Here is a 22,385-nt window from a genome sequence, read left to right as displayed (position 1 = left end):
CACAATAAATAGCGTTTACAGCGGCCCGCGACTTCATGCCACACTGGAAAAATCCGTTATCCCTGGTAGCCATCGATGGACATTCTGCAAAACATGCGCATCTTCCGTTGCGTCGCCGAAGCCGGCAGTTTTACCGGCGCGGCGGCGCGGCTGAACACCAACACCACCCATGTATCCCGTTCCATCTCCAACCTGGAAGCACACCTGCGCACACGCCTGTTCAATCGCACCACACGCCGCATCGCCCTCACCGAATCCGGCCAACGCTATTTGGTGCGATGCGAGCAGATCCTGCATTCGATCGCGGAAGCCGAGGTAGAAGCCGGCGACGCCCATACCCGGCCTATCGGCCAGCTCAAGGTGCATTCGATGACCGGCATCGGCCAGCATTACGTGGTGGACGCCATCGCCCGTTATCGCCAGCATTACCCGGATGTGACCTTCAACCTGAGCATGAGCAACCGCACGCCGGACCTGGTGCACGAAGGCTTCGACGTATCGATCGTGCTGGCCATCGACCTGCCTGACTCCAGCCATGTGTCGCAGAAGCTCGGCAGCACCTACAGCATCGTTTGCGCATCGCCGTCCTACGTAAAAAGCCACGGCATCGCACAGGTTCCCAAGGACCTGCTCGACCACGCCTGCCTGCGCCTGGTCAGCCCGGTGATCCCCCTGGAGGACTGGACCTTCGACGGTCCCAACGGCAAGGAAAACGTGATCATCACCCACTCGCCCTTCCTGGTAGATTCGGTTGACGCGATGAAAACCGCCATCAGCAATGACATGGGCGTCGGCATCCTGCCCGTGCATGCGGCGATCAAGGGACTGCGCAGCGGCAGCCTGGTGCGCGTACTGCCCGAGTACCGCCTGGAGGAGCTGAGCCTGTACGCCATCTACCCTTCCCGGCATTACCTGGACGCAAAAATCAAAACCTGGGTGGAGTACCTGCGCAGCTCCCTGCCGGAGGTGCTCGCCGACCATAAGGCTGTGCTGAAGACCCGCCCGTTGCTCAGCGCTGTTGAGTCATAAGGACTACATCGGGTCATAGCGACTACAGGACGCCAGGGTCATAACGACAACAAAAATCGCAACCGACTGATTTTCATAACGTTATTCATTGGCATGATTTCTGACTCGAAAATGGGCAGGACACATCGTCGAAACCCACAGAGAGATCACCATGAACAATGAATTCAACCAGCGCCTCGCCGTCGTCACCGGTGCCAGTTCAGGCATCGGCCTGGCCGTCACCCAACGTTTGCTTGAACGCGGCGCGAAGGTGGTCGCGATGTCGCGTCAACTGGGCGGGCTTGGCGTGTTGGCCGAGCAGTTTGGCGAGCAGCTCAGGTGGTTGGCCGGGGATGTGACCGAGGCAGCCGACCTGGCGCGCCTGGCGCAGGTGACGGCGCCGATGGGGCCTGTGGATTTGCTGGTGCCGAACGCGGGCATTGCCCAACTGGCCGATGGCCTGGACCTGGCCGCCTTCGACCGGCAATGGGCGGTCAATGGCGCCGGCGCCTTGAACACCTTGGGCAGCCTGCGCGAGCAGTTGTCGGCGCAGGCGTCGGTGGTGTTCATCGGCACGTTCCTGGAGCAAGTGACCTTTCCCGGCCTGGCCGCCTACATCGCGTCCAAAGCCGCCCTGCGCGCCCAAGTGCGTACCCTGGCGGTGGAACTGGCGCCCCACGGCATCCGCCTGAACATGGTCTCCCCCGGCCCCACCGCCACGCCGATCTGGAGCACCCTGGGGCTCAATGACGAAGCCCTGGGTTCGGTGGCGAAGACCGTCAACGCCCGCCTGCTCGACGGGCAGTTCCTGGAGTCGGGCGCCGTGGCCGATGTGATCCTGTTCCAGCTGGGCCAGGGCGCACGCAGCGTGTTCGGCCAGGATTGGGTGGTGGACGGAGGTTATACCTTGCGCTGATCAGGCCAGTGCAGGCATGGCCTTGGCACCTCCGAATGCCAGGGCCTTCCAACCGATCACCAACAGCGACAACCCGGCAAAGATCAGCCCGCAGCCAATCACCCCGGTGGTGCCGAAGGCATTGATGAACAGCCCGCCCACCGATGACCCGATCACCACCCCGGCATTCGCCGATGACACATACAGGCTGGTGGCGAACTCATGCGCCTCGGGTGCCGAAGACGTGAGCCAGACTTGCGTGACCACCAGGCCACAGGTATGCGCCGCGCCCCAGAGCAACACGATCACACTCATCGACGCCCACGACAGGCTGCCAAAGGCATACAACACCAGGTATGCCGCCGCCAGTACCACCGGATACAGTACGGCCGTCACAACCAGATGCCGGCTGAGCGCACGCCCCACCCATAGGTTACCGACGACGCCGCCGATGCCGAAGATCACCAGCATGACGCTGATGGTCCGGCCATCCATACCGACCTGGGTCTTGAGGTATTCGGCGGCGTAGCTGTAAACCGAAAACATCGTGGTAAACACCAGCACGGTGGCGAGGATCGCCAGCCACACCGAGAGGCTGCGCAGCACAGACAGTTGCTTGCCGAAACTCAGGGGTGCCGAACGCGGGTGATCGGGCAGTTTGAGCCACAGGCCAAACGCTGCCACCGCTGTTGCCACGGCGCAAAAGTAGAACGAAGCCTCGTAGGAAAGACTCGCTCCCACCCATGTGGTCAGAGGTACGCCCAACACCAGCCCAAGCGTGGTGCCCACCACCGCCAGCGCTGTGGCATGGGCCGCTCGTTCGCGGGGGTAGAGCGATACCGCCGTGGAAAACGCCGCGGCAAAAAATACCGGATGGAGCATGGCGGGCACCACGCGCAGCGCCATCAGTGTCTCGAAGTTCGGTGCGAACGCCGACAACACACTGCTGATCGAGAACCCCAGCAAGGCGCCTACCAGTATTTTCTTGCGCGCCACCCGCGAGGCCAGCAACACCAGGAACGGCCCCAGCACCGCCACGATCAGCGCAAACAACCCCATCAACCACCCGGCCTGGGACACACTGATCGCAAACCGCTCGACGATCATCGGCAAGATGCCGACCACCCCAAACTCCAGGGTATACAGGCCGAACAAACCCAGGATGAGGTAGATCACGGGCCGACCTCGATCACGACTTTACCGAAGGCACCGCGCTGCAAATGGGCGAAGGCCTGGGGCACTTCGGCAAAGCGGTAGGTGTGGTCGATCACCGGTTGGAGGGTGTGTCGCTCCACCATGCGAATCAGGTCTTCGAGGGCACGGCGTGGCCCCACCGCTACACCGACGATGGCGGCGCGCTTGGCCAGCAGGCTCATCAGCGGCGCGCTCAACTGGTCGCTCTCCAGCAGGCCGATCACTGAGACACGCCCACCGTTGCTCACCGCTTGCAGTGAACGCGCCAGGTTGTCGCCACCGGCCATTTCCAGCACATGCTCGGCACCCTGCCCGCCGGTCAGTTCCAGCACGGCGTGGTGCCAGTCCGGCACCCGGCCACGGTGGATGCCATGGGTGGCACCCAGTTCGACGGCACGGGCGATTTTTTCATCGCTGCTGCTGGTGATAATCACACGGGCGCCATGGGCCGCCGCCAGTTGCACGGCAAACAGCGAGACGCCACCGGTGCCCTGCACCACCACAGTCTGGCCGGCATGCAAGTGACCGAGTTCGATCAGCGCCATCCAGGCCGTCAATGCCGCCACCGGCAAAGTGCTGGCCTGGGTGGCGTTCAACGAGCGCGGCGCGAGCACGCACCATTCGGCGGGGGTGGCCACGTACTCGGCAAGCATGCCGGGGATCGGGCCGCCTTGCGGTGGCGCGTCGGCCCAGGACAACGGCCTGCCGTCGACCCAGCCGGCGAAGAAACTCGACAGCACCTTGTCGCCCACCTTGAACCGGCTCACACCCTCCCCCACTGCCACCACCGTGCCCGCCATGTCGGACGCCGGGGTGAAAGGGAATTGCAGGCTGGCGCCCATGCCGTTTTCCGCTACCTCGGCGTCACGGTAGTTGAGCGACACCGCCGCGACGCGCACCAGCACCTCCCCGGCCTTGGCCAGCGGTCGCGGCACACGGGCCAGGCGCAAGGTATGCAGGCCAAAGGTCGGGATTTCCCAGCGTTGCATCAAGTCAGTCATGTTCAGGTCTCTCGTGAGGGTTTTGCGCAAGGATAAGAACCTCGCTCCACGGGATTAAGTAGGGGGCGATTCCTGGGTCTGCGGAGCTTTCATTCCGCAATGCTGGCAATTGCGTTAGGGTATCGGGCAATTCCCGTCGGCAATCGGTGCATCAGATGGACAACCTCACGACCCTGAATGCCTTTGTGCAGGTCGCACACACTCACAGCTTTGTCGCCGCCGGGCGGGTGTTGGGGGTGACGGCGTCGGCGGTCGGCAAGAGCGTTGCGCGCCTGGAGGAGCGCCTGGGTGTGCGACTGTTCCACCGCAGTACGCGCAGCGTGACGCTGACTGCCGAGGGCGAGCTGTTTTTGCAGCGCAGCCGGCGCATCCTGCGGGAAATCGAGGAAGCCGAGGCAGAGTTGTCCCAAGTCAGCCAGGCGCCCCGTGGTCGCCTCAAGGTCAGCCTGCCGTTGGTGGGCCATCCGTTTTTGCCAGTGCTGGCCGATTTCAAGCAGGCCTACCCTGACGTCGAGCTGGACCTGAGCTTCACCGACCGCCGCGTGGATGTGGTTGAGGAAGGCTACGACGCGGTGTTGCGCAGCGGCGAGGCGCCGGACTCGCGCTTGAGTTCACGGCTGGTGGGGGATTATCGGATGATCGTCGTGGCGGCCCCCGCCTACCTCGAGCGTCACGGCACACCGCAGCGCTCCAGCGACCTGGCCCAGCACAGTTGCATCCTGTTCCGCTTCCCGAATACCGGCAAGTTGCAGCGTTGGCCGTTGCACACCCAGGGCATCGAACTCGACCAGCACCTGCCGGCGGCGATGATCTGCAACAACCTCGAAGCCCGGGTATGTTTTGCACTGCACGGCATTGGTATCGCCTACCTGCCCGACTTCGCCATTCGCGAGGCCCTCGACAGCGGGCAATTGCTGCAGGTGCTGCCTGACTGCACCGAGCATGGCAGCTTCCGCATGATGTGGCCGTCGAGCCGGCACCCGTCGCCCAAGTTGCGGGTGTTTATCGACTTTCTCAAGGAACGCCTGTTTCCCTGATCAAGTACTGTCGAAGTGCTGCCGCGCCTGAGGATGACGGACGTTGTCACGTGGATCCGCCAACACCTCAGGGCACCGGCAACCATCGACTGAATTCACCCCGGCTGTTCAACGGGCACCAGGCGAAGTCCGTTTGCGCAGGGGGCAATGCCTGGCGTTCAACCATCGCGTACGGCGAGCCCTTCCAATCAAACAGCGTTGCGCCCTGCCAGGCCAGGACCACACCCCTGGCCTGGCTTTTATCCGTCTGCACCCAACGCGCGGCAGCCGCCGCCATGAACGCCTCGATGGGTTCGTCATCGATCTGCGCCCGATACTCCGAGCCCAGCAGCCAGCGGCAGACGTTCACGTGGTAGGTCCAATCCAGCGGCGGCCGGTGGCGATAGGCCCAGGTCATGAAGCTACGAAACAGGTTCAGGCCCTCGGGCGGGTCCAGCTTGAGCAGCGCCGGGCAGATGTCGAACAAAGTGTGCCAGTACGGCAGCAGGCGAGCATCCAAGTGCACGAAACTGCGGGAATTGCTGGGGTATTCAGGCGGCGCCGGCTCCGCGTGCAGGCGGCGGGACGCCTTGCTGACCAGGCGGCTGGCGCCTGCGGGCAACAGGTGGTTCATGAAACGCACTCACAGTCATGACGATGGAATGCCTCCTGGTTTCAGGAAGCCCAAGGCAAACGTCAGAATGCAGGGGAAGCGCGGGGGTTGGCCGAGGGCCAGGAATATCGTGGTGGCGCCTTGTTGCGCCGTTCATGGGCCGGACGCGGGGGGTGTCCCAGGCCCAGCAGCCAGGCCAGGCCGACCAGGAACACCAGGGCAACGGTCAATGCGTTGCAGACCGGGCAGGCAAAGTAGTTCGAGATGTTGCTGGAAGACGGGCTACCTAACCCTTTGTCGGAAAGTGGCGCCTGGTTGCCGCTCACCGAACAGAACGCTCCACCGATGCCATTGAGCGCCTGCCCCGTCATCTGCCCATGCCCCAAACCGCAGACGAACAGGTTCATCAGCACGCAGAAGTACAGGGCCCAGGCGATCAGCGAACGGTCGGGGTGGCTCGATTTCATGGCGGCGACTCTACCACCCGCGCCGTAAAAGGATGAAGCGCGACATGCCCCTGTGGCAGAACGTCGCAGATTACGTGCGCTTCCCAGGGTTGGTAGACTGGGCGCCCTCAAAGCCTGACGTATTGATCCAGAGCAATGCAGGCGCTTCACAGGATGCACAGTTGATGAGTACGTTATTCACCCGCCGCAAGGTGCTGACCGGTATGGGCCTGTTGGGCCTGGGCAGCCTGCTGGGCGGCTGTGACTACAGCCCCAGGCTGAACTTCAAGTACGGCAAGGACCTGAGCGACAAGATCATGGGCCGCACTTTCAAGCTCAAGAACACCGACGGCGAAACCGTCACCCTGAGCTCGTTCCGTGGCCTGATGCCGGTGGTGTTCTTCGGTTTCACCCAGTGCCCGGCCGTGTGCCCGACCACCCTGGCGCGCGCCGCCCAGGCCAAGAAGCTGATGGGCCGCGACGGCGAAATCATGCAGGTGGTGTTCATCACCCTGGACCCGGAACGCGACACACCCGAGATTCTCGACAAGTACGTCAAGGCCTTCGACCCCAGTTTCGAAGCGCTGTACGGCACCCCGGAAGAAATCGCCGTGGCCGCCAAGGAGTTCGGGATCTTCTATGAAAAGATCCCCGCCGGCGACACCTACACCCTGTCCCACACCGCCACCAGTTTCGTGTTCGACACCCGTGGCAACCTGCGCCTGGGCCTGCAGGCATCCCTTACCGCTAAAGAGTGCGCAGAAGACCTGCTCACCGTCATGGAGGTCTGCTAATGACTGCCGTTCAACACCTCAAGCGCACCCTTATCGGCATGACCCTGCTGGGCCTCGCCGCGCACGCCAGCGCCCAGGTGCAAGTCACCGACGCCTGGGTACGCGCCACCGTGCCGGGCCAACCGTCCAGCGGCGCGTTCATGACCGTCACCGCCGACAGCGACAGCAAGTTGCTGAGCGTGGCCTCGCCAGTGGCCAAGGACGTGCAGATCCATGAAATGAGCATGAAGGACGACGTGATGCGCATGGGCCCGGTGGACTCGGTAGCCCTGCCGGCCGGCAAGGCCGTGACCCTCGACCCCGACGGTTACCACGTGATGCTGATGGGCCTGACCGGCCAGATCAAGGAAGGCGACCAGGTGCCGCTGACCCTGACGGTGCAGAACGCCAAGGGCGAAAAGCAGGCGATTGAAGTGAAGGCGCCGGTGCGTGGCCTGGATGGGATGGACCATAGCAAGATGGACCATGGCAAGATGCACTGAGACGTGCGCACCCGCCTCAATCCACGATAAATAGCCTTGCCCCGGCACTCGTCGAAGATCGATGCCCTTCCATGTCATTGCCCACCTGGTAACTCATCCCGGCCGTCAGCGTAAACTGACGGCCGTCTTCCAGTTCCGTGTGCAACTCGCCTTCAAGGCATAACAGCACATGCCCCCGCCAGCACCAATGGTCCGCCAGGTAGCCAGGCGTGTATTCGACCATCCGCACACGTGTTGTGCCGAAATGGCAGGTGCGCCACAGGGCATTGCCAGTGATACCTGGGTGAATCACCGGTTCGACCGTGGACCAGTCGGTGGTGCCAAAAGGAACAGCAGTGAGATCCATGGCGAGCGCTCGCGTTGATCGATGTGTCTTGAGGCTATTCACAAGACACGGTGGACGGTAGACACAGATCGACCCGTTTTATGAGATACGGGTATCCTGCCCGCACAGAGCTCACGGACACGCTTATGCAGATCGACCCTGCCTACATCCTTCACGAAACCGAACACTGGCGGCTCAACCATCATCTGGCATCTGCGTTGCCCGGCTACCTGATGCTGGCGGCCAAGGCGCCGATCCACTCCCTGGCTGACATGCCGGAACCGGCGCTGGCCGAGTTGGGCGGGTTGCTCGCGAAAGTCCAGCGGGTAATGGAGGCGCAGCTGGAGCCGAAATGGCTGTACATCAGCCGGTATGGGCACATGCCGGGCTTCCCGCTGCACTTTCATTTCATCCCCGTGTATGACTGGGTAGAGGCGGCGTTTTGGCGTGATGAGCGTTATCGGGTGCTGCAGGGTTTTGGAACACAGGAACTGGCGCAAACATCGACCGATGGGGCTGAGTTGACGCTGTTTGTATGGCGTGAGTTTGGAGAACGCCTCACGCCACCGCAGGTCCAGGGAGACACGGTGCATCAAGTCATTGAGAGGCTGCGCGTAGCGTTTGCGCGTCAATGACGAGTGGTCTCAGGGGATCAGTTGTTTTGTCATCGGGATACACGCCAACGTCAGCCCCGACGGCGAGTAATAAACCGCCTGTTCATCCCCCGCATAGCCACACGCCCGGTAAAAGCTCGCCGCATTCAACGTCGCATCCAGCACCACGGTCTTAACCGCCATCTCCCGCGCAACCGTCTCAAGGTGATCGAGCATCGCCTTGCCATATCCGCGCCCGGTGCACTCGGGCAATACGAACAGTGCGCCGACTTCATTGTTGTCCAGATCAAGCATTCCAGTGACGACCGCCCTACCGTTCAGCCACCCCAGGTAAAACGGTTTATCCATCAGCGCGCTGTAACCATCCTCGGCCTTGCCCCGCGTCCACAGCAGCATTTGCTCGCGCGTGTAAGCGCCGATGCATTGGCCGCGAATGGCCTGCAAGCGGATGTCGAACGCCACCTGGGCGTGTTCTGGGGTAGCCCGTTTTATCTCCAGCATTTCACGCTCCATCCATGAAATCATCGTGCCATTAGCACACTTGTGCTAATCGACCCCTCCCCCCTGCGGCGCTATATTCCCCGGCACTTCCAGCGCTCCTCCGGCACCGTGCATTTCTTGCGCGTGGGCGCGTTGTGCGCTGGAAAAACCATAACAACCCCAAGGAAGAAGCACCATGAAACTGCAATCCTCCGTTACCCGCCTCACCCTGCTGGGCGCCCTGATCATCGGCGTCGCCGGCTGCAGCAACATCAAACCTACCGAAGATCACCTCAAGACGCTGTCGGAGACCAACCTGGGCGAACCGGTCAAGCGTATTTCCAATGTGCGCAGCGACTCGATGACCACCTACTACGTCGCCAGTGCCGCCTCCGGCGAGTACAACTGCTCAGTGCCCAGCGGTGCCAGCGGCGGCATGTTCGCCGTGGCCAGCTTTGGCATGATGAAGCCTGCGGCCTACTGCCAACCCAAAGGTGCACGCGGCAACCCACTGCAGGGCTTCACCCAGTAACCGTCTGCTGGCTCAGGTCGCGCAAGGTCCCGCGCAGTTCGGCGGGACGCACCGGCTTGGAGAGAATGGCGATCCGGCGGTCGTGCAAGGCGGCCTGGATTCTCTCCACGTCATGCCCGGTGAGGATCAGCGCAGGGACGGCCCAGCCGCGTTGCTCGCGCAGGGCATCGATGCATTCGATACCAGTAGCGTGGTTGCCCAGGTCGTAGTCGGCGACGATGATGTCGCAGTCACTGACCAGAGCACGCCCCGAAGACTCCGCCTGCACCTCGCAACCCCAGCGCTCCAGCAGGGCCTGGGTGGCGAGCAGCACGTTGTGGTCATCTTCTACCAGGCACACCTTCAACCCGGTCAGCAGCCCGGCCTGGCGCGTGTCGTCGCGCGGTGCCGTGGCACGTGGCGCAGAGGCCAGGGTCAAACCATACAGGCTTACAGAAGTACCATGGCCCACACGTGAGCGCAGGCCTACCTGCACTCCCATCAACTGCCCCAGGCGCTTGACGATGGACAGTCCAAGGCCGACGCCTTCGACGTCCTTGTCACGCAGGTGGCGCACTCGATAAAACTCCTCGAAGACCTTTGATAGATGCTCCTCGGCAATCCCCCGGCCCCGGTCATGAATCTCCACCGCCAAGCCGCCGTCGCGAACGCGCACGCCGATCAGCACAGGCCGTTGCGCGCCGTATTTGAAGCAGTTGGACAGCACGTTCTGCACCATGGTCGCCAGCAGCGCAGGGTCGACCAGCACCCAATGCGTGCAGGGCCGCAGGCGCAGCTCCACCCCGGCCCAACGCGCGGCCTCGGCGTTCTGGCGCACCAGGTCGGCAAGGAACTCGCCCAGGTGCACCGCCTGGTACTTGGGCAACACGCGGCCGTTGTCGAGGGTGTAGAGATCGAGAATCGAGCGGAACAATTGCGATACGTTGAGCAGCGAACGGTCGATGTTGTCGACCAGGCGCCGCTCTTCATCACCCAGCCGGGCTTCGCGCAGGCAAGCGGTGAACAGGCCGATGGAATGGATGGGTTGACGCAGGTCATGGCTGGCCTGGGCAAGGAAACGGGATTTTTCCAGGTTGGCGGCAATGGCCTGCTCGGAGGCCTTGCGCGTGCGCTCCAGCAGGATATGCGCGTACACCGGGATCACCGTGCTGGTGATCATCAACATCAGCACCATGAAGGGTTGCGCCTGCCACACCGGCGTCAGCCGATACACGATCAGCAGCGCCAGCAAGGCCAGCGCCGTGGCGATCGCCAGGTAGCGCGAGCCGTAGCGCATGCCGTTGCCCAGGTTGACCCATACCATCACCGCATACAACGGCAACGCCGCTTCACCGCCCACCACCATGCCGAACGAGGTGCCGGTGTAGTCGTGGATCATGCCGAAGATGCGCCGCGCCGGGTAATGCCCCGGCCAGCGCACGATGACTTGGCGCAAGGCAATGGAGGCCAGCAGGAACAGGAAGATATACAGGATCACCGGCAGGTAGGTGTCCACCGACTGTCCCGGCAGGAAGCCCAATGCACCGATGTAGACGATTGCAATGCTGGCGACCACGATGCGCAGGTTGGCCTGGTCGAGTTCGGAGTTAGTCTCAAGACTCATGGGTTTACGTCCTTGTGCGGCAGTCATCAATTCCTTAACGCACCGCAGGCAGGCCCTGGGCACGGTGGTAAGGTAGCATGCAACGGCACAACCTTGCCCCAGGGAGGAGCACCCCCATGACCGGCCGTATCATCATCGCCGATGACCACCCGATGTTCCGCGAAGGCATGGTGCGCACCGTGCAGCGCCTGCTGCCGGACGCCCTGGTGCAGGAAGCCGGCGACCTCGGCGGTGTGCTCGCGCTGATCCGCGACGGCGGCGAGATCGACACGCTGATCCTCGACCTGCGCTTCCCCGGCCTGACCTGCATGAGCCAACTGGTCGAACTGCGCCAGCAATTGCGGCGCACCACACTGATCGTGGTATCGATGGTGGACGACCCGGCGCTGATCGACCAAGTCATGGCCCTGGGCGCGGACGGGTTCATCGGCAAGAACATTGCCCCCGAAGAGATCGGCCAGGCGCTGCTGGCGATCCGCGAAGGCGAAGTACTGGTCAAGTTCGCGCCCTCTGGCCTGCTGCCACTGGACACCCATACCCTCACCGCCCGCCAGCAAGACGTGCTGCGTCTGATCGCCCAGGGCAAGACCAACAAGGAAATCGCCAAGGCCCTGGATATCTCGCCGTTTACCGTGCGTATCCATGTGTCGTCGCTGCTGCGTACGCTGGGTGTGCCCTCGCGGGCGGCAGCTGCGGTCAAGTATTCCGGGGAGTTCTAGGCGTTTTCGTCGCCTGTGCGGGTAAACGAATAGCGGTCGATATCGGTGCGCAGTGTCCAGCCCTGGCCTTGCCAATACTGGGCGGCGCTGGTGTTGCTCTTGAACACGTCGAGGTGGCATTTGTAGATGCTCAACTGCTCCAGCGCGCCTAGGCAGCGCTGCGTCAGCATCTGGGCGATGCCTTGGCGGCGATAGTCCGGCACTACCAGCAGGTGTTGCAGGTAACCGCGACGCCCGTCGTGGCCGCACATCACGCACGCGATCAATCGGCCATCGGCTTCGGCGACAAAACTCATCTCGGGATTGCGCGCCAGGTAGCGCTCGGTGGCCTCACGGGAGTCGGCGTCGCGCAGGGAGATGCCGGGGGTGCCTTGCATCAGGGCGAGGATGGCGTCGTAGTCGGCTGGGGTCATGAAACGGATGCTGGGCATAGTGGTCAGAAACCTTTGAAGTCCGAGGCAACTTGTCGCCATTTCGATCTGACCCGGCTCAGGCGCTCATAGATCAAGGCGAAATTGAATTGCTGCAAGGATGCACGGCCATGTGCCAACGCATTGCGATCAACGTATAGCCCTCGCAGTTCGGCCAGATAGTTTTTGAAATAGCTATCGCGCCCAAGCGCCCCCTGCCAGGCATCGATGATACTTCTTAAGGAAATATGACCTGCGCCGCTATTCAAACGTTGAAACCTGCGATGATGGACGTTCCCGCTGTTACTGTCTGCGCCCCGCCATGCACAGTCCCTGCGAATCCCACCTTCACAGGCTGCCAGTAACGCCAATGATGCAAACGCTTCATGCTCATCTTCCCGACGGCGAATGAAGGCTTTCCACTCTTCCTGGGTCATGAACATGATTTGATCCAGCGTTTCTTCCGAGACATGCTGCGGTTTGGCCCCATCCACTACACGCTTGAGATGTCGCAGGCCGTCCAAGCTGACGACGTACCAGTTCCGGGCTTCATCAATAGTGGGAAATCGTTCTGTCATCAGCACTCATTCTCCAACCATCAATTCAAACAGGCGTACCAGACCCTTGTCGTCGAAGTCGAACCCGCCTCTGGCACCAACACCCGGATAGACCCGCCATACCCACTCTCGATCGTAGGGGGGCCGAGTGTCGTCGACAGGTGACTCGTCAGGTTGCTGAGCAATCAACTTGACCCGCTCGCCACGCCCCGCCTCAATCACATCTACCCGGCCAAACCCACCAATGATCACGCTGGCTACTGGTGTGAACTGCACCACGCCGGTCGGCATTTCAACACGCAGCCCACAGACCTGATATGAGCCAAGGGTTTCTTCCTGGAGAGCATGGGTGGTGGGCGTGAACGCCGACTCATCAAGCCCGGCTTCGACCAATGCCAGGCGGATCCGAACGAAAAGCTGCTCAAGCTCATCCAGCCATCGCGCTTTGCGTTGAGCCCAATCGACATGTCGCTCCTGCGACTGTTTTTTTGCCTGCTGCTCGCTGATAAAACGTTTCAAATCGGTCATGACAGTTCTCCTTGGGTTAAGCCTACCCCAGTTGGCATTGCGCCGGTAACCGTCATTAAGTAACGGCATGCATTTGACCTGAGCAATCACTCTTGCATCCGATATTTATGCTCACTTCCCAGCTTAATAATATTTTATTAATAACCGCCCTCCCCCTAGCCTTGAAGTCATGCCAACGCTGAATCCAACGGCATTACGCAAGGACAGAGGACATGACTGAAGCAATAACAAAAACAGACACGCTGGTGGTGGGCGCCGGCCAGGCTGGCGTGGCCATGAGCGAGCATCTGAGCAAGCAAGGCGTGCCCCACCTGGTGCTGGAGCGCAGCCGCATCGCCGAGCGCTGGCGCACCGGGCGCTGGGATTCGCTGGTGGCCAACGGGCCGGCGTGGCATGACCGCTTTCCCGGCCTCGCATTCGACACCGTCGCCCCGGACGGCTTTGCGCCGAAGGAACGCGTGGCCGATTACTTTGAAGCCTACGCCCGCAAGTTCAACGCGCCGATTCGTACCGGCGTCGAGGTGCTGTCCGTGGTACGCAATGTCGGCCGCCCCGGCTTCACCGTGTACACCAGTGAAGGTGTGATCGAAGCCAACCGGGTGGTGGCCGCGACCGGACCATTCCAGAAACCGGTGATCCCGGCGATTGCGCCGAAAGATACGGCCCTGCACCAGATCCACTCCGCCGAGTATCGCAACCCCGCGCAACTGCCGACCGGCGCCGTGCTGGTGGTGGGCGCCGGCTCATCCGGCGTGCAGATTGCCGATGAATTACAGCGTTCCGGGCGCCAGGTGTACCTCTCCGTCGGCGCCCACGACCGCCCGCCCCGCGCCTACCGCAACCGCGATTTCTGCTGGTGGCTGGGGGTGCTGGGTGAGTGGGACCAGGCGGCGATGAAGCCCGGCCGCGAGCACGTGACCATTGCGGTCAGCGGCGCGCACGGCGGCAAGACCATCGACTTCCGCGAGCTGGCCCAGCAAGGCATGACCCTGGTGGGCCTGACCCAGGCGTTCAAGGGCAGCGTCGCCACGTTCCAGCCGAACCTGGTGGAAAACCTGGCACGCGGCGATGAAAACTACCTGGCCCTGCTGGATGCCGCCGATGCCTACATCGAACGCAACGGCCTGGACTTGCCCCTGGAGCCCGAAGCCCGTCGCGCCTTCCCAGATGCGGACTGCATCAAGAACCCGATTCTGGAACTGGACCTGGCCAGGGCCGGCGTCACCTCGATCATCTGGGCCACCGGTTTTGCCGTGGACTACAGCTGGCTGAAAGTCGCAGCCTTCGACGAGGCCGGCAAGCCCCGGCACCAGCGCGGCGTGTCCAGCGAGGCCGGGGTCTACTTCCTCGGGTTGCCGTGGCAGTCGCGCCGGGGGTCGTCGTTCATCTGGGGCGTGTGGCACGACGCCAAATACGTCGCCGACCACATCGCCATCCAGCGTCAATACCTTGAATACCGCGAAGCCGCCCCGCTGGCTCGCCCATCCCCTGTCAACGCCTGAGCCTTCATTGCCGGAGTTTTCTCGATGCCCACTCACACCCGAATCCGCATGTTCAACACTAAAGAAACCTACCCCAACCAGAGCCTGGACAACGACCTGTGCCAGGCCGTGCGCGCCGGCAATACCGTGTATGTGCGCGGCCAGGTCGGCACCGATTTCGAGGGTAACCTGATCGGCCTTGGCGACCCACGCGCCCAGGCCGAGCAAGCGATGAAAAACGTCAAGCAACTGCTGGAAGAAGCCGGCAGCGACCTCAGCCACATCGTCAAGACCACCACCTACCTGATCGACCCGCGCTACCGCGAGCCGGTGTACCAGGAAGTCGGCAAGTGGCTCAAGGGCGTGTTCCCGATCTCCACCGGGCTGGTGGTGTCGGCCCTCGGCCAGCCACAGTGGCTGATGGAAATCGATGTGATCGCCGTTATTCCCGAGTAAGGAGCCACACATGACCTTTTCAATCGTCGGTCGGTGCGCCGAAACCGGCCAACTGGGCATTGCCATCAGTTCCTCGAGCATTGCCGTGGGCGCCCGCTGCCCTTGGTTGCGACCCGGAGTGGGCGCGGTGTCGACCCAGAACATCACCTTGCCGGCGTTGGGCCCGGACGTGCTGGACCTGCTGGAGCAAGGCCTGGCCCCTGCCGACGCCCTCGACAAAGCGCTGACTCGCAACGGCTACAGCCAGTACCGGCAACTGACGGCGATTGATCACCTGGGACGCAGCGTGCATTTCAGCGGCAGTGAAACCCTCGGCACGCACAACGCGGTATCGGGCGAGCAGTGCGTGGCGGCGGGCAACATGCTGGCCGACCGTGCGGTGATCGAGGCAATGGTCAGCGCTTTCGAGCAGGGCGAAGGCCAATTGGCCGACCGACTGCTGGCGGCCATGCACGCCGCGCTTGCCGCCGGTGGCGAAGCCGGCCCGGTGCATTCGGCCGCGCTGGTGGTGGTGGGCGAATTGACCTGGCCGATCATCAACCTGCGGGTGGATTGGGTCGATGAACAGCCGATCGTTGCACTGCAAACACTCTGGGACGCCTACCGTCCGCAGGTGCAGGACTACATCGACCGCGCCCTCGCCCCGGACCGCTCCCCCGGTTACGGCGTGGCCGGAGATGACCGATGAATACCAGCCGCGAACTGCTGCAGACGCTGGTTGCATTCGACACCACCAGCCGTGAATCCAACCTGCAACTGATCGAATTCGTGCGCGACTACCTGGCGGGTTTCGGAGTGGCCTGCGAGTTGGTCTACAACCCGGAACGCAGCAAGGCCAACCTGTTTGCCAGCGTTGGCCCGGTGGAGTTGCCCGGCATTGTGCTGTCGGGGCATACCGATGTAGTGCCGGTGGACGGCCAGCCCTGGACGGTGCCGCCGTTCGAGCTGACCGAACGCGATGGCAAGCTGTTTGGCCGTGGCACCGCCGACATGAAGGGCTATATCGCCTGCGTACTGGCGCTGGTGCCGGCACTGGTTGCAGCGCCGCTGCGGATGCCGGTGCAGATCGCCCTGTCCTATGACGAAGAAGTCGGTTGCCTGGGCGTGCGTTCATTGCTCGCGGTGCTGGAGCAACGCCCGGTCAAACCCATGCTGTGCATCATCGGCGAACCCACCGAACTCAAGCCGGTGCTCGGGCACAAGGGCAAGTTGGCGATGCGTTGCGATGTGCATGGCGAGGCGTGTCACTCCGCCTATGCGCCGTATGGGGTGAATGCGATTGAACATGCCGCCGAGTTGATCGGTGAGCTGGGGCGAATTGGCCAGCGCCTGCGCGATACCCAGGACGCGCGGTTTGACCCGCCGTTCAGCACGGTGCAGACCGGGGTGATCAGTGGCGGCAAAGCACTGAACATCGTACCGGCGGATTGTCGGTTTGATTTTGAGGTGCGCGCGTTGCCGTCGCAGGACCCGGCTGAGGTGGCTGACGAATTGAAGGCTTACGCCGAGCAGCAGGTGCTGCCGCGTATGCAGGCGGTGAGCGCGCAGAGTGTAATCCGGTTTACCGAGTTGTCGGCCTACCCCGGGTTGGCGACCGATGAGCGCAGCCAGGCGGCGCAATTGATTGCCGCGTTTTCCGGTTCACGGGAATTCGGCACAGTGGCGTTTGGCACCGAGGGTGGTTTGTTTGATGCGGTGGGCATTCCCACGGTGGTGTGCGGGCCGGGCAGCATGGACCAGGGGCATAAGCCGGATGAGTTCGTGGGTGTGGAACAGCTCGACGGCTGTGATCGGATGTTGCAGCGGATGCTGGCAACATTGCTGTAGCACGTCCGAGCTGAAGTATCCCGCCTCTGAATAAGGATGAAACACTTGAAACGGGGCTTTATCCAATGATCAGGAACCAAGCCTGTTGAGTCGCCACCTATTGTCGCCATCAGCTCATAGGTCCGATTATGCCAAGTATCCATTCATCTTCCACTCCTTCGTCACTTCAAGGAGCACATCAGGCGTCGCACGTGCGCACTCCTTACAACATGCTGCACGAAACCGGGATGCGCTTCACGCTACAACTGCATGACTACCAAAGCGCGAAAAAGATCTTCGATGAACTCGCCAGGTCAAAAGACATCGGTGTCAAACAACAATCTGACATCTATGATCTCAATGATTTTGGTGGCGGGTTTGGTATGTACAACACACTTCATTTCAGTTTCAAACCTGACTCACGTGACGGTAGCTTCAGCCTTGCCTTACAGATGAGAATCAGTGATTTCCATCGAGAGTTCCAACAAAAGCTTGATGAGGCCGGCATCAGGAATTACGCCCCATCAGAATAAAGATTGATTGTTCCCTGGTGCCGCAAAGAAACGCATCCTCAGGACGAATTTGATACATCTGTGAGTAGCAGTCCGGTCAGGAGACACCCAGTACCCTGCAAGCATTCACGATGTAAAACATTCAACCCTCTTTCCCACGTTCTGCGTGAGAACGATCATGTCAGCCGAGCAAGCGGGCAAGTTCTTCGCGGCAGTAGTCGACAAATAGCTGCACCGGCTTGGTCAGCGGTGCGCGGCGCAGCCAGACTGCCGACAGGCCGGAACCGGTGACGGTCTCGGCCAACGGCACACACACCACCTTCTGCCCATCGTAGGTGTACTCGGTGAACGGCTTGGTCACCAGAATCGAAAACCCGAACCCCCGCCCCACCATGCCCCTCACCATCTCGATCGACGGCGAGCTGAACACGATATTCGGCGTCAGCCCGCGCTCTTCGAAAATGCTCACGAAGTAGGTGCGGCTGGGCAGCACGTCCAGCAGGATCATCGGCTCCAGCACCAGGTCTGCCAGCGACACCCTGGCCTGTTGCGCAAAGCGATGATCGGCTGGCAACAGCGCATAGGGCTGCTGCGGCGGCATCAACGGGGTGGTTTCGATAGTCGCGCCCAGGTCGTGCTCGAACAGCATGGCCACGTCGATACTGCCCGCCGTCAGCGCCTGCACCAGCTCCTGTTGTTCGCCATCGCGGATACGGATTTCCACCCCCGGCCAGCGCGCCTTGAAACCGGCTATCAGACGCGGCAGGTACAGCGGCGCCACGGTTTCAAAGCAGCCGATATCGATCTGCCCGGCCACCACGTCATTGTCCGCCAGGGCGTTCTGCTCGAACTCGTGGGCCACCCGCAACAGCTCCAGCGCCTTGCGATAGAAGCGTGCGCCGCTGGGCGTCAGCGACACGCCCTGGGCGTGATGACGGATAAACAATTGCACGCCAAAGCTGTCTTCCAGCTGCTTGATCGCCGTGGACACCGACGGCTGCGCGATATACAGCTTGCGCGACGCCTCGGCGACGCTGCCGCACTCGGCCGTGGTGACGAAATATCTGAGCTGGCGCAGGTTATAGGCAGCCATCGGGACCTCCAGAAACGTGGGGCTTCGCCCGTCAATCAGGTGTAGGCAACATACCGGAGCGCGACAAGACGCGAGCTATATTTTTTAAGGTCTATAGCAACAAACTTACTAATTTACCTCCCCGCGCCCATTGCAGATGATCACACCAACAACAAAGCGCCGCGCAGGTGGCGCACAGCGAAGTACGTCAACGTACTCACCTTGCCTTGGAGCTCGTCATGGTTACCACTGCAACATCCTCCGCCCCGCTTATCGAAAAACACACGATTGGATACGTGCCCCCGGAAGACCGCCATGGAAAGGTCAGAGACCTGTTCACCCTGTGGTTCGGCGGCAACATCGCACCGTTGCCGATCGTCACGGGGGCGCTGGGAGTGCAACTGTTCCACCTCAACCTGCTCTGGGGCATCGTCGCGATCCTCGTCGGCCACCTGGTCGGCGGCGTGTTGATGGCGTTGCACTCGGCCCAGGGCCCGCAGATGGGCATCCCGCAAATGATCCAGAGCCGTGCCCAGTTCGGCTCACTCGGTGCCCTGCTGGTGGTGGTGATTGCCGGCGTCATGTACATCGGCTTTTTCGCCTCCAATATCGTACTGGCGGGCAAGTCCCTGCACGGCGTGGTCGACGCCGTGCCCGTGCCGGTGGGCATCGTGATCGGCGCCATCGGCTCCGGCATCATCGGCATCATCGGCTACCGCTTCATCCACGTGCTCAACCGCATCGGCACCTGGGTGCTGGGCGCCGGGATCGTGCTGGGGTTCGGCTACATCTTCACCCATGTACAGACCACCGACTTCCTGACCCGCGGTGAGTTCAACATCTCCGGTTGGCTGGCAACGGTGTCCCTGGCGGCGCTGTGGCAAATCGCATTTGCGCCCTACGTCTCCGACTACTCGCGCTACCTGCCGGCCGACGTGCCCGTAGCGTCGACGTTCTGGACCACCTACCTCGGCTCGGCCCTGGGCTCCAGCCTGTCGTTCATCTTCGGCGCCGTCGCCGTACTCGCCACCCCGGTCGGCATGGACACCATGGACGCCGTCAAACTCGCCACCGGTGCCATCGGCCCGTTGATGCTGGTGCTGTTTCTGCTCAGCGTGATCAGCCACAACGCGCTCAACTTGTATGGTGCGGTGCTGTCGATCATCACCCTGGTGCAGACCTTTGCGTACCGCTGGATTCCCACCGCCAAAAGCCGCGCGGTGATCTCGATCCTGGTGCTGGGGGCCTGTGCGATTGCGGCGGTGTTTGCCTCCAAGGACTTCATCGGCCACTTCGTCGACATGGTGCTGGTGCTGCTGGTGGTGTTGGTGCCGTGGACAGCGATCAACCTGATCGACTTCTACGCGATCCACAAAGGCCAGTACGACATTGCCTCGATCTTCCGCGTGGATGGCGGGATCTATGGGCGATACAACCCACAGGCACTGCTGGCCTACGCAGTGGGGATCGTGGTGCAGATTCCGTTCATGAACACGCCGCTGTATGTGGGGCCGATTTCGGCACACATCAACGGGGCGGACCTGTCCTGGGTGGTGGGGTTGGTGGTGACGTCGCCGTTGTACTTCTGGTTGGCGAGTCGGGACAGTGCGTATAAGCGCCGGATGGACGGAGGGAAGTTGGTGGGTGGGGTTTGATGCACTCCCTGTGAGCTGAGTGATGAAGTCATTGTGGCGAGCGGGCTTGCCCCGCGTTGGGCTGCGCAGCGGCCCCAGTAAGGTTGAATGCGGTGTGCCAGGCAGGTCTCCTGTGCTGAATTTGGGGCTGCTTCGCAGCCCAACGCGGGGCAAGCCCGCTCGCCACAGGGGATCTGTGTCGCTCGGGTCGATGTTTGTCTATCATGTGGCCTCTCGCTCAACGCCTCAGGAAACGCCCATGCCCGCCCTCACCTTGCGCAACGCCCTCCCCGCCGACGCCGCCCGCTGCTTTGAAATCGAGATCGGCGCCTACGAAGGCGACGAAGCCGCCACCCTGGAAAAGATCGGCACGCGTATTGCGCAATACCCGCAAGGCTTTCTGATCCTGGAAGCGGCTGGCGAAGTGGTGGGTTTCATCAACTGCGGCTGCGCCCACCACGTGGTGATGTCGGACGACGCGTTCAAGGAGTTGGTAGGCCATTCGGCCGACGCACCGAATGTGGTGATCATGTCGGTGGTGGTCGACCCGGCGCACCAGGGCAAGGGCTATTCGAAAATACTGATGACCGAATTTGTGCAGCGCATGCGCGGCATGGGCAAGCAGACAATTCACCTGATGTGCAAGGAGCAACACGTGCCGCTGTATGAGCGCATGGGCTACCAGTATGTGCAGCCGTCGCCATCGGATCACGGTGGCATGGCGTGGCATGAAATGGTCATGGCGCTCTAGAGATGAACGCACCGCACATTGAAATCAGCGACCAACCCGACGCCGAGCGCGTCGCAATGCTGTGCTGTACACCCTGAGCTTTCAAGCACCAGGGTTTTACGAGAAGCATGGCTGGGTGCGCTTTGGTGAGATTCCATGCGAACCGGACGGCAGCAGCCGGGTGTTTCTGTCTAAATCGCTGTGATGTTTTACCAGCTCCCTGACGCCCCGCCGCCGCCACTGGAACCACCGCCGCCCGATGAACTGCTGCTGGAACTGGACCGGGAGCCGCCGGAGCTGGAACCGGAACCACCGCCCGACCCCGAGCCGCCCTCGGAAATACTCTGGATAAACACAATAAACGCCACGATCGTCGCAGCCGGTATCGCCACTATCCAGCCCTGGTAACCCTGCCCCAGCAACATCCCCACTGCCACATAGACCGCCAGCACCACCAACACACGCAGGATGAAAAAGCGTGGGCGTTTTTTCCAGGATTCACGGATGACGAAAAACAGCCCCACGTACAATCCCAGCACCAAGGCGCTGCCAAACGGCCACACCAGCCAATGGACGAAGTTGACCTCGACGAAGTGGTTCGCGACCAGCACCGCGACGATGTACGCCAGCAGTCCCAACACGCTGTAAAACACCCCACGCGCCAACCACAATGCGCCGAATGTGGCGCCGCCGATCAGCAACGTCAGCGGCACTACAAACAGGTACATCGGCCAATCGCGCCCGCCGCCATAGATCGCCAGAAGCGCTGTCACTACCGCGGTGGCAATCAACGCGCGGCGCCAATGCAGCTTGCCGGCGGCGATGAGCACACCGCCGATGGCTCCGATGACAAACGCCAGCAGTATCGCAATGAACTGTGGATTGAGCCCCGGCGCCGCAATCGCGGGCAGGTCACCGCCGTCGACCAGCACCACCAGATCGTTCACGCCCTGGGAAACACCGCCCGCGAAATCGCCCTGGCGAAACGCTGGCGTGATGTGTTCTTCGATGATGCGATGGGCCAGCAGGTCGGTCACCGTGCCTTCCAGGCCGTAGCCCACTTCGATACGCACCTTGCGATCGTCCTTGGCCACCACCAGCAGGATGCCGTCGTTGATGTCCTTGCGCCCCAGCTTCCAGGCACGGAACAGCTGGTTGGCGTAGTCCTCGATACTCGCGCCGCCAGTGGTGGGCACCAGCAGCACCGCAATTTGCGCGCCTTTGCGCTGTTCAAGGTCGGCGAGCTGGTTTTTCATACGGGTGGCGGTGGCAGCGTCCAGGGTGTTGGTGAGGTCGATCACCCGCTGGTCGAGGGCCACGCCGATGGGCGAATCCTCCGCATGGGCGGTGCTCAACAGGCCGATGAGCACCAGCGCCACCAGGCCCAGGATCGATTGCCGCAAAATCGCCATCATGCTTTGTTACCCGAAGTTTCTTCCTGAAGGCGCCGACTTTACCTTATCAACGCTATAACGCG

General features: G+C 62.0%; 26 protein-coding genes and 2 pseudogenes. 16 read left to right on the top strand and 12 right to left on the bottom strand.

Features of this window, described 5'->3' with window-relative positions; translation table 11 throughout:
* Positions 1-75 precede the first annotated feature (75 nt).
* The gene (locus tag BM017_RS14415; protein WP_092245383.1) at positions 76-1,029 is read left to right on the top strand and encodes a LysR family transcriptional regulator; all 954 of its coding nucleotides are present in this window, start codon (positions 76-78) and stop codon (positions 1,027-1,029) included.
* Between the two features lie 151 nt (positions 1,030-1,180).
* Positions 1,181-1,924 carry an SDR family NAD(P)-dependent oxidoreductase gene (locus tag BM017_RS14410; protein WP_092245379.1) on the top strand — a complete coding sequence of 248 codons (744 nt, stop codon included), beginning with the start codon at positions 1,181-1,183 and terminating at the stop codon, positions 1,922-1,924.
* Here the strand turns inward: BM017_RS14410 and BM017_RS14405 are convergent, their stop codons facing one another.
* Positions 1,925-3,079 carry an MFS transporter gene (locus BM017_RS14405; protein WP_092245376.1) on the bottom strand — a complete coding sequence of 385 codons (1,155 nt, stop codon included), beginning with the start codon at positions 3,077-3,079 and terminating at the stop codon, positions 1,925-1,927.
* A complete protein-coding gene (locus tag BM017_RS14400) occupies positions 3,076-4,098 on the bottom strand; it encodes a zinc-dependent alcohol dehydrogenase family protein (RefSeq protein ID WP_092245373.1) in 1,023 nt (340 codons plus the stop codon). Before BM017_RS14400 ends, BM017_RS14405 begins: the two co-directional genes overlap by 4 nt.
* Positions 4,099-4,253: 155 nt before the next feature.
* Between BM017_RS14400 and BM017_RS14395 the strand changes: the two genes are divergently transcribed.
* Entirely contained in the window at positions 4,254-5,135 is an 882-nt protein-coding gene (locus BM017_RS14395; RefSeq protein WP_092245369.1) for a LysR substrate-binding domain-containing protein, read from the top strand.
* Between the two features lie 67 nt (positions 5,136-5,202).
* Here the strand turns inward: BM017_RS14395 and BM017_RS14390 are convergent, their stop codons facing one another.
* Both BM017_RS14390 and BM017_RS14385 read right to left on the bottom strand, forming a co-directional pair.
* On the bottom strand, positions 5,203-5,748 hold the full coding sequence (locus BM017_RS14390) for a putative natural product biosynthesis protein (protein WP_092245366.1): 546 nt from the start codon (positions 5,746-5,748) through the stop codon (positions 5,203-5,205).
* Positions 5,749-5,810: 62 nt separating this feature from the next.
* Complete coding sequence (locus BM017_RS14385) at positions 5,811-6,194, bottom strand: DUF2946 domain-containing protein (protein WP_092245363.1); 384 nt, start codon at positions 6,192-6,194, stop codon at positions 5,811-5,813.
* Between the two features lie 164 nt (positions 6,195-6,358).
* Between BM017_RS14385 and BM017_RS14380 the strand changes: the two genes are divergently transcribed.
* Positions 6,359-6,967: an SCO family protein gene (locus BM017_RS14380; protein ID WP_025857499.1), complete on the top strand. Its 609-nt coding sequence runs from the start codon at positions 6,359-6,361 to the stop codon at positions 6,965-6,967.
* Positions 6,967-7,449 (top strand): copper chaperone PCu(A)C, encoded by a 483-nt coding sequence (locus BM017_RS14375; RefSeq protein ID WP_071491715.1) that lies wholly within the window; start codon positions 6,967-6,969, stop codon positions 7,447-7,449. Before BM017_RS14380 ends, BM017_RS14375 begins: the two co-directional genes overlap by 1 nt.
* Before the next feature lie 16 nt (positions 7,450-7,465).
* On the opposite strand, the gene BM017_RS14370 is transcribed toward BM017_RS14375, so the two are convergent.
* Positions 7,466-7,795, bottom strand: a complete 330-nt coding sequence (locus BM017_RS14370) for a DHCW motif cupin fold protein (protein WP_092245360.1) — start codon at positions 7,793-7,795, stop codon at positions 7,466-7,468.
* Between the two features lie 125 nt (positions 7,796-7,920).
* Here BM017_RS14370 and BM017_RS14365 point away from each other — a divergent pair, with 125 nt between their 5' ends.
* Positions 7,921-8,409: an HIT family protein gene (locus BM017_RS14365; RefSeq protein ID WP_092245356.1), complete on the top strand. Its 489-nt coding sequence runs from the start codon at positions 7,921-7,923 to the stop codon at positions 8,407-8,409.
* A 9-nt stretch (positions 8,410-8,418) separates the two neighbouring features.
* Here the strand turns inward: BM017_RS14365 and BM017_RS14360 are convergent, their stop codons facing one another.
* Positions 8,419-8,889 (bottom strand): GNAT family N-acetyltransferase, encoded by a 471-nt coding sequence (locus tag BM017_RS14360; protein ID WP_071491718.1) that lies wholly within the window; start codon positions 8,887-8,889, stop codon positions 8,419-8,421.
* Between the two features lie 175 nt (positions 8,890-9,064).
* Here BM017_RS14360 and BM017_RS14355 point away from each other — a divergent pair, with 175 nt between their 5' ends.
* A complete protein-coding gene (locus tag BM017_RS14355; RefSeq protein WP_033896666.1) occupies positions 9,065-9,400 on the top strand; it encodes a hypothetical protein in 336 nt (111 codons plus the stop codon).
* On the opposite strand, the gene BM017_RS14350 is transcribed toward BM017_RS14355, so the two are convergent.
* Positions 9,390-11,003 (bottom strand): ATP-binding response regulator, encoded by a 1,614-nt coding sequence (locus BM017_RS14350; RefSeq protein WP_071491719.1) that lies wholly within the window; start codon positions 11,001-11,003, stop codon positions 9,390-9,392. The two genes, BM017_RS14355 and BM017_RS14350, sit on opposite strands and share 11 nt — an antisense overlap.
* A gap of 116 nt (positions 11,004-11,119) precedes the next feature.
* On the opposite strand from BM017_RS14350, the gene BM017_RS14345 reads away from it, so the two are divergent.
* The gene (locus BM017_RS14345; RefSeq protein ID WP_092245353.1) at positions 11,120-11,722 is read left to right on the top strand and encodes a LuxR C-terminal-related transcriptional regulator; all 603 of its coding nucleotides are present in this window, start codon (positions 11,120-11,122) and stop codon (positions 11,720-11,722) included.
* On the opposite strand, the gene BM017_RS14340 is transcribed toward BM017_RS14345, so the two are convergent.
* Genes BM017_RS14340 through BM017_RS14330 form a run of 3 tightly spaced genes read right to left on the bottom strand, consistent with a single transcriptional unit; the run spans position 11,719 to position 13,217 of the window.
* Entirely contained in the window at positions 11,719-12,153 is a 435-nt protein-coding gene (locus BM017_RS14340; protein WP_092245349.1) for a GNAT family N-acetyltransferase, read from the bottom strand. The two genes, BM017_RS14345 and BM017_RS14340, sit on opposite strands and share 4 nt — an antisense overlap.
* A gap of 5 nt (positions 12,154-12,158) precedes the next feature.
* A complete protein-coding gene (locus BM017_RS14335; protein WP_092245346.1) occupies positions 12,159-12,710 on the bottom strand; it encodes a hypothetical protein in 552 nt (183 codons plus the stop codon).
* 6 nt (positions 12,711-12,716) lie between these two features.
* Positions 12,717-13,217 (bottom strand): hypothetical protein, encoded by a 501-nt coding sequence (locus BM017_RS14330; RefSeq protein ID WP_092245344.1) that lies wholly within the window; start codon positions 13,215-13,217, stop codon positions 12,717-12,719.
* Between the two features lie 169 nt (positions 13,218-13,386).
* On the opposite strand from BM017_RS14330, the pseudogene BM017_RS14325 reads away from it, so the two are divergent.
* From BM017_RS14325 to BM017_RS14305, 5 genes and pseudogenes are all read left to right on the top strand, one after another.
* Positions 13,387-14,719, top strand: a pseudogene (locus tag BM017_RS14325) (flavin-containing monooxygenase).
* Between the two features lie 24 nt (positions 14,720-14,743).
* On the top strand, positions 14,744-15,154 hold the full coding sequence (locus BM017_RS14320; RefSeq protein WP_016969085.1) for a RidA family protein: 411 nt from the start codon (positions 14,744-14,746) through the stop codon (positions 15,152-15,154).
* Positions 15,155-15,164: 10 nt separating this feature from the next.
* Positions 15,165-15,842 carry a DUF1028 domain-containing protein gene (locus BM017_RS14315; RefSeq protein ID WP_092245337.1) on the top strand — a complete coding sequence of 226 codons (678 nt, stop codon included), beginning with the start codon at positions 15,165-15,167 and terminating at the stop codon, positions 15,840-15,842.
* Positions 15,839-16,981 (top strand): acetylornithine deacetylase, encoded by a 1,143-nt coding sequence (gene argE, locus BM017_RS14310; RefSeq protein WP_092245334.1) that lies wholly within the window; start codon positions 15,839-15,841, stop codon positions 16,979-16,981. The genes BM017_RS14315 and argE overlap by 4 nt, the downstream gene beginning before the upstream one ends.
* 191 nt (positions 16,982-17,172) lie before the next feature.
* A complete protein-coding gene (locus BM017_RS14305; protein ID WP_102668296.1) occupies positions 17,173-17,493 on the top strand; it encodes a hypothetical protein in 321 nt (106 codons plus the stop codon).
* Positions 17,494-17,653: 160 nt separating this feature from the next.
* Here BM017_RS14305 and BM017_RS14300 read toward each other — a convergent pair whose 3' ends face one another.
* Positions 17,654-18,565, bottom strand: coding sequence for a LysR family transcriptional regulator (locus BM017_RS14300; RefSeq protein WP_071491725.1), 912 nt, complete (start codon positions 18,563-18,565; stop codon positions 17,654-17,656).
* Between the two features lie 218 nt (positions 18,566-18,783).
* Between BM017_RS14300 and BM017_RS14295 the strand changes: the two genes are divergently transcribed.
* From BM017_RS14295 to BM017_RS29350, 3 genes and pseudogenes are all read left to right on the top strand, one after another.
* On the top strand, positions 18,784-20,199 hold the full coding sequence (locus tag BM017_RS14295) for a purine-cytosine permease family protein (RefSeq protein WP_092245328.1): 1,416 nt from the start codon (positions 18,784-18,786) through the stop codon (positions 20,197-20,199).
* 238 nt (positions 20,200-20,437) lie between these two features.
* On the top strand, positions 20,438-20,929 hold the full coding sequence (locus BM017_RS14290) for a GNAT family N-acetyltransferase (protein WP_092245325.1): 492 nt from the start codon (positions 20,438-20,440) through the stop codon (positions 20,927-20,929).
* A 37-nt stretch (positions 20,930-20,966) separates the two neighbouring features.
* Positions 20,967-21,113, top strand: a pseudogene (locus tag BM017_RS29350) (GNAT family N-acetyltransferase); the annotation flags it as partial.
* A gap of 4 nt (positions 21,114-21,117) precedes the next feature.
* On the opposite strand, the gene BM017_RS14280 reads toward BM017_RS29350, so the two are convergent.
* Positions 21,118-22,323 (bottom strand): TPM domain-containing protein, encoded by a 1,206-nt coding sequence (locus BM017_RS14280; protein WP_092245322.1) that lies wholly within the window; start codon positions 22,321-22,323, stop codon positions 21,118-21,120.
* Between the last annotated feature and the right edge of the window lie 62 nt (positions 22,324-22,385).

It is taken from the genome of Pseudomonas sp. NFPP04 (assembly GCF_900113815.1).
Lineage (GTDB): Bacteria > Pseudomonadota > Gammaproteobacteria > Pseudomonadales > Pseudomonadaceae > Aquipseudomonas > Aquipseudomonas extremorientalis.
This window is presented reverse-complemented; position numbering and strand designations above follow the sequence as displayed.